Genomic DNA, 6,469 nt, shown 5'->3' with positions numbered 1-6,469 from the left:
CGGGCTGGCCCGAGGCACCCCGGCCGGTGCGCAGCGCCGACCTGCTCCCGGAGCGGGCACTCGCCGGTGACGGGCACGCCCGCCGGCACCTGGTCGACGAGGTCTACCTGCCGCTGCTGCGGGCCCGCGGGACGCTGATCGAGACGCTCGCGTCGTACTTCCAGCACGGCGCCTCGATCGAGGCGACCGGTCGGGCGCTGTTCGTGCACCCGAACACCGTGCGCTACCGGCTGCGCCAGGTCGCGGAGCTCACCGGGCTCTCCCCCGGGCAGCCGCGCGACGCGTTCACGCTCGAGATCGCGCTCGTGCTCGGCCGTCAGTCGGGCCGGCAGTCGGGCCGTCAGTCCGGGCGCGGCGGCACCGTGGACGGCTGACGCTGCTTTTGTAGGAACCCCACAAAGGATCGCGGACCGATTCGTGCGGGCCGGAGGCGAGGTCCGGGCCGGGTTCCCGGCAGAGTGGACGGGTGCTCGTCATCGTCGCCCCCGGCCAGGGTGCTCAGACACCCGGCTTCCTCCGGCCCTGGCTCGAGGACCCGACGTTCGCCGCCCGGTTCTCGTGGCTCTCGACCGTCGCCGACCTCGACCTCGCCCACTACGGCACCGAGGCGGACGCGGAGACCATCCGGGACACCAAGATCGCCCAGCCGCTGCTGGTCGCGACCGGCCTGGTCGCCGCGCTGGAGCTGTTCCCCCACCCCGCGGACGCCTTCGAGCAGATCGGCGCGGTCGCGGGGCACAGCGTCGGTGAGATCGCCGCCGCGGCCGGGGCGCGCGTGATCACCGCCGAGCAGGCGATGGTGCTGGTCCGCGAGCGCGGCAACGCGATGGCGCGGGCGGCCGCCACCACCCCGACCGGGATGACCGCCCTCCTCGGCGGCGACCGCGAGGAGGTGCTTGCCGCGATCGACAAGCACGGGCTCACCCCCGCCAACGACAACGGTCCGGGCCAGATCGTGGCCGCCGGCACCCTCGAGCAGCTCGAGGCCCTCGCCGCCGAGCCGCCGGCGAAGGCGCGGCTGATGCCGCTCAGCGTCGCCGGCGCCTTCCACACCCACCACATGGAGCCCGCCGTCGGCCACCTCGCCGCGCTGGCCCGGTCGGTGTCGGTGCACGACCCGCGCACCCGCGTGATCTCCAACCGCGACGGCCGGGTGGTCCACGACGGTCGCGAGGTGCTCGCCCGGCTCGTCGGCCAGATCGCCAGCCCGGTGCGGTGGGACCTGTGCCTGGAGACCATGGAGGACCTCGGCGTCACCGGCATCCTGGAGATGCCGCCGGCCGGCACGCTGACCGGCATCGCCAAGCGGGCCCTCAAGGGCGTGGAGACCTTCGCGCTCAAGACCCCCGACCAGCTCGACGACGCGCGCGCGTTCTGCGCCAAGCACGGCGAGTCCTCCGGCCTGGAGACCACCCCCACCTGGCGGATGGTGGTCTCCCCCGCCAAGGGGACCTTCCACCAGGACGGCACCGCGGCCGGCACCGACGTGCTCACGCCGGGCGCCGCGGTCGGCGAGGTCGCGAGCCTGCGGGACCGGACGCTGGTCAGCGCCCCGCACGGCGGCACCGTCGTCGAGTGGCTCGTCGAGGACGGCGACCTGGTCTCGCCCGGACAACCCCTGCTGCGCCTGCACCCCGAGGGAGGAGCCTGATGGCCACGATCGAGCAGGCCCACGGGGCCCGGCACGCCGGGATCCTCGGCATCGGGTCCTACCGACCCTCGCGGGTGATCCCCAACGCCGAGGTCGTCGACGCGATCGACTCCAGCGACGAGTGGATCCAGCAGCGCTCCGGCATCAAGCAGCGCCGCTGGGCCACCCCCGAGGAGACCGTCCAGGTGATGTCGGTGGCGGCCGCGCGCGCGGCGATCGACCGCGCGGGCATCGACCCGCGCCAGATCGACTGCGTGATCGTCGCGACCGTCACCCACCTGATCCAGACCCCCGCGATCGCGACCGCGATCGCCCACGAGCTCGGCACCGACCAGGCCGCGGCGTTCGACATCTCCGCCGCCTGCGCCGGGTTCTGCCACGGCGTCGCGATGGCGGCGGACATGGTCCGCGGCGGCAGCGCCGGGCACGTGCTCGTGATCGGGGTCGAGCGGCTCTCCGACCTCACCGACGTCGGCGACCGCGGCACCGCGTTCATCTTCGCCGACGGCGCCGGGGCCGCGATCGTCGGACCCACCGACAGCCCGGGCATCGGCCCGGTGGTGTGGGGCTCCGACGGCGAGCAGTTCGAGCTGATCCGGCAGCGCGAGGACTGGCGCGACGTGATCGCCAGCGACAACCCGCGGATGCCCCACCTCGTCATGCAGGGCAACGCCGTGTTCCGGTGGGCGTCGTACTCCATGGCCAAGATCGGCCAGCTCGCCCTCGACCGTGCCGGCGTCGGCATCGACGACCTCGACGTCTTCGTCCCGCACCAGGCCAACATGCGCATCACCGACGCCATGGCGCGCGCGATGAAGCTCCCCGACCGGGTGCGCATCGCCCGCGACATCGCCGAGCAGGGCAACACCTCCGCCGCGTCGATCCCCCTCGCGCTCGACCGGATGATCCAGGAGGGCGAGGCGCGCAGCGGCGACACGGCCCTGCTGATCGCCTTCGGTGCCGGCCTCGCGTACGCCGCGCAGGTCGTCATCGTCCCCTAGCCCCGGTCCTACCGGTCCCGTCACACCCGTTCGATCCAACACCTCAACCGAAAGGCACCACCTCCATGGCCACGACCGAAGAGATCCGCGCCGACCTCGCCGACATCGTCAACGAGGTCGCCGGCATCGACGCCGACGACGTCCAGCTCGACAAGTCCTTCGTCGACGACCTCGACGTGGACTCGCTGTCGATGGTCGAGGTCGTCGTGGCCGCCGAGGAGAAGTTCGGCGTCTCGATCCCCGACGACGAGGTCAAGAACCTCAAGACCGTCGGCGACGCGGTCGCGTTCATCGAGCGCGCCCAGGCCTGAGCGACCGACCCGGTCGCCGAGCCCGTCGAGCCACCCCGTCAGCCACCAAGGAGCAGCATGTCTTCCAAGCGAGTCGTCGTCACCGGCCTCGGGGTCACCTCCCCGGTCGGTGGTGACGTGGCGAGCACCTGGGACGCCCTCGTCAACGGGCGGTCGGGGGTGCGGCGCCTGACCGACGAGTGGGTCGAGGAGATGCCGGTCAAGATCGCCGGACGGATCGCCGTCGAGCCCAGCGAGGTCCTCGAGCGGGTCAAGGCCCGCCGGCTGGACCGCTCCTCGCAGTTCGCGATGATCGCGGCGATGCAGGCGTGGGCCGACGCCGGGCTCGAGGGCGCCGTCGGTGACGGCGGCCTCGACGGCGACCGGGTCGGCGTGGCGATGGCCTCCGGCATCGGAGGCGTCACCACACTGCTGGACAACTACGACGCGCTGCGCGAGAAGGGGCCGCGGCGGGTCTCCCCGCTCGCGGTGCCGATGCTGATGCCCAACGCCCCGGCGGCCAACATCAGCCTGTACGTCGGAGCCCGGGCGGCGGTCAACACCCCGGTGTCGGCGTGCGCCTCCGGCAACGAGGCCATCGCGCTGGCCCTGGACCAGATCCGGCTCGGCCGGGCCGACGTCGTGGTCGCCGGCGGCACCGAGGCGGCGATCCACCCGCTGCCGATGGCGGCGTTCGCGAACATGATGGCGCTGTCCAAGACCGCGAGCGGCGACGACGGCCGGGACCCCGCCTCGGTCTCGCGGCCCTGGGACACCGGACGCGACGGCTTCGTCCTCGGTGAGGGCGCCGGCGCGCTCGTGCTGGAGTCCGAGGAGCACGCCCTGGCGCGTGGGGCCCGCATCTACGCCACCGTGCTCGGCGCGGGCATCACCGCCGACTCCCACGACATCGCCCAGCCCGACCCGGGCGGGCGCGGCGGCACCCGCGCGATCCAGCGGGCGCTCAGCGAGGCGGAGCTGAGCCCCGGCGACATCGCGCACATCAACGCCCACGCGACCTCTACCCCGCAGGGCGACATCGCCGAGGGCCTGATGATCCACGCGACGCTCGGCGCGCACGCCGACGAGGTCGTGGTCACCAGCACCAAGTCGATGACCGGGCACCTGCTCGGTGGCGCCGGGGCACTCGAGTCGGTCGCCACCGTGCTGGCCCTGCACCACCGGGTCTCGCCGCCGACGATCAACCTCGACGACCTCGATCCCCAGGTCGAGCTCGACATCGCCACCAAGGCCCGCGACCTGCCGTTGGGCGACATCGCCGCCCTCAACAACTCCTTCGGCTTCGGCGGCGCCAACGTCGCCGTCGCCTTCGGCTCGGTCTGAGCCCCGGAAGGACACCGACGACTGTGACCGCCACCGCCACCAAGCCCGCCAAGCTCCCGCGCGAGCAGGACCCCCGCAACCCCGTCCACCGCCTCGGCGCACTCCTCGACGAGGGCACGCTGGAGCTGATCACCCCCGACGACGACTCCGGGATGCTCGCCGCGGTCGGCCGCGTCGACGGTACGCCGGTGGTCGCGTTCTGCTCCGACGCGACCGTGATGGGCGGCGCGATGGGTGACGTCGGCTGCCGCGTGGTCGTCGACGCCTACCACCGGGCGATGACCGACGGGGTGCCGATCATCGGTCTCTGGCACTCCGGGGGCGCGCGGCTCGCCGAGGGCGTGCTCTCCCTGCACGCGGTCGGCCGGATCTTCCAGGTGATGACCCAGGCCTCGGGGAAGATCCCGCAGATCTCCGTGGTGCTCGGACCCGCGGCCGGCGGCGCGGCGTACGGCCCCGCGCTCACCGACGTCGTCGTCCTCGGTCCCGAGGGCCGGATCTTCGTCACCGGGCCCGACGTGGTGCGGTCGGTGACCGGCGAGGACGTCGACATGCTGCGGCTCGGCGGCCCCGAACCGCACGGTCGCCGCTCCGGCGTCGTCCACATCCTCGCCGAGAGCGAGCGCGAGGCTCTGGACCGGGCTCGGGGCGTCGCCGCCCTCCTCGGCTCCCAGGGTTCCCTGGTCGTGGCCGACGTCGAGGACCGCGACCTGGCCGCGCTGCTGCCGGAGTCCAAGAAGCGCGCCTACGACGTGCACCCGCTCGTGGAGTCGGTGCTCGACGAGGGCACCATGCAGGAGCTGCACGCCCGGTGGGCGCCCAACATCGTGACCGCCCTCGGCCGCCTCGGCGGTCGCACGGTCGGCGTCGTCGCCAACAACCCGCTGCGGCTCGGCGGCTGCCTGGACTCGCTCTCGGCGGAGAAGGCCTCGCGGTTCGTGCGGATGTGCGACGCGTTCGGCGTGCCGCTCGTGGTGCTCGTCGACGTGCCCGGCTACCTCCCCGGCGTCGGCCAGGAGTGGGACGGTGTGGTGCGCCGCGGCGCGAAGCTGCTGCACGCCTTCGGCGAGTGCGTGGTCCCACGGGTCACCCTCGTCACCCGCAAGACGTACGGCGGCGCCTACATCGCGATGAACGCCCGCTCACTGGGTGCCACGAAGGTGTTCGCCTGGCCCGGCGCCGAGGTGGCCGTCATGGGCGCGGTCGCCGCGATCCGGATCCTGCACCGGCGCCGGCTCGCCGAGGTCGCCCCCGACATCCGGGCCCAGGTCGAGGCCGAGCTGGCCGCCGAGCACGAGCGGATCGCCGGCGGCGTCGACAAGGCTGTGGAGATCGGCGTGGTCGACGAGGTGGTCAGCCCCGAGACCACGCGCAGCGCGCTCGCCCGGGCCATCGACGACGCGGTCCAGAGCGGCGGCGTACGCCGCGGCGCGCACGGCAACATCCCCCTCTGAGCGCAGCCCGCCCGCCAGGCTCCCCCGGGCTGGCGGCGTAACCCGCGGCGCGGGTGCCGCGTTGGACCGGGCATGACGTCCGTCACACGGCTCGCGACGCTGCTCACCTCGGCGACCCTCGCCGCGGGTGCGCTCACCGCCGTCCCCGCGCTGGCCGACGAGCCCACCGACCCGATCTCGGGGCTGGTCGGCGGGCTCGTCGGTTCCTCGTCGCACGAGCGGCAGCGCGACCGCTCGGACTACGGGCGCACCCACGCCGACGACGGCCGGCTCCGCAACGGGTGCCGCAACTACGCCTACCGCTACGTGTTGACCCTGCCCTCGGACGACTGGACGCTCGAGACGTTCCTCGACGACCGGACCGGCGAGACGATCGCCTCCGGTGCGTACTTCTCCGACTCCGACCCGGCGCGCGACCGCGCCCACTTCCGCTTCTGCCGCTACGGGACCCACCCCGGCAGGTTCAAGATCCGCGCCAAGGTGCACTGGTACGGCGACGCCGGGGAGGACCACAAGGTCTGGCTGGAGCCGTCCTTCTTCCGGTTGCGGCGCCCGTAGCCGCCACCAACCTCGGCCCGATCGTTTCCTGGCTCTTCACAATCCAGGGTGTAGTTGTGGTCTGAAGCCTCCGGTCTCGAGCAGCGATCTGGCGATGTAGTTGGTGAGGTTGCGGAATCCGAGCGCTGAGCCGCGGAGGTGTTCGAGCCGGCCGTTGATCGCCTCCGTTGG

The 6,469-nt window shown here is 73.2% G+C and carries 8 protein-coding genes; 7 read left to right on the top strand and 1 reads right to left on the bottom strand.

The window, feature by feature from the left end; all coding sequences use genetic code 11:
• From VGD85_RS08205 to VGD85_RS08175, 7 genes are all read left to right on the top strand, one after another.
• Positions 1-374: helix-turn-helix domain-containing protein (locus VGD85_RS08205; RefSeq protein ID WP_331062964.1), on the top strand; the 374-nt coding region annotated here is incomplete at its 5' end.
• Between the two features lie 92 nt (positions 375-466).
• Entirely contained in the window at positions 467-1,651 is a 1,185-nt protein-coding gene (locus VGD85_RS08200; RefSeq protein WP_331062963.1) for an acyltransferase domain-containing protein, read from the top strand.
• Positions 1,651-2,652 (top strand): beta-ketoacyl-ACP synthase III, encoded by a 1,002-nt coding sequence (locus tag VGD85_RS08195; RefSeq protein ID WP_331062962.1) that lies wholly within the window; start codon positions 1,651-1,653, stop codon positions 2,650-2,652. The genes VGD85_RS08200 and VGD85_RS08195 overlap by 1 nt, the downstream gene beginning before the upstream one ends.
• Positions 2,653-2,717: 65 nt before the next feature.
• Entirely contained in the window at positions 2,718-2,963 is a 246-nt protein-coding gene (locus VGD85_RS08190; protein ID WP_011755445.1) for an acyl carrier protein, read from the top strand.
• A 57-nt stretch (positions 2,964-3,020) separates the two neighbouring features.
• Positions 3,021-4,286: a beta-ketoacyl-[acyl-carrier-protein] synthase II gene (locus VGD85_RS08185; RefSeq protein ID WP_331062961.1), complete on the top strand. Its 1,266-nt coding sequence runs from the start codon at positions 3,021-3,023 to the stop codon at positions 4,284-4,286.
• Positions 4,287-4,309: 23 nt separating this feature from the next.
• Complete coding sequence (locus VGD85_RS08180; protein WP_331062960.1) at positions 4,310-5,740, top strand: acyl-CoA carboxylase subunit beta; 1,431 nt, start codon at positions 4,310-4,312, stop codon at positions 5,738-5,740.
• A 72-nt stretch (positions 5,741-5,812) separates the two neighbouring features.
• Positions 5,813-6,298 carry a hypothetical protein gene (locus tag VGD85_RS08175; protein WP_331062959.1) on the top strand — a complete coding sequence of 162 codons (486 nt, stop codon included), beginning with the start codon at positions 5,813-5,815 and terminating at the stop codon, positions 6,296-6,298.
• 36 nt (positions 6,299-6,334) lie between these two features.
• On the opposite strand, the gene VGD85_RS08170 is transcribed toward VGD85_RS08175, so the two are convergent.
• The coding region (locus VGD85_RS08170; RefSeq protein WP_300642663.1) for a transposase at positions 6,335-6,469 on the bottom strand (135 nt) is incomplete at its 5' end.

Source organism: Nocardioides sp., assembly GCF_036401255.1.
Classification (GTDB): domain Bacteria; phylum Actinomycetota; class Actinomycetes; order Propionibacteriales; family Nocardioidaceae; genus Nocardioides.
The sequence above is the reverse complement of the archived record's forward strand: the minus strand, read 5'-3'. Positions and strand labels throughout refer to the sequence as shown.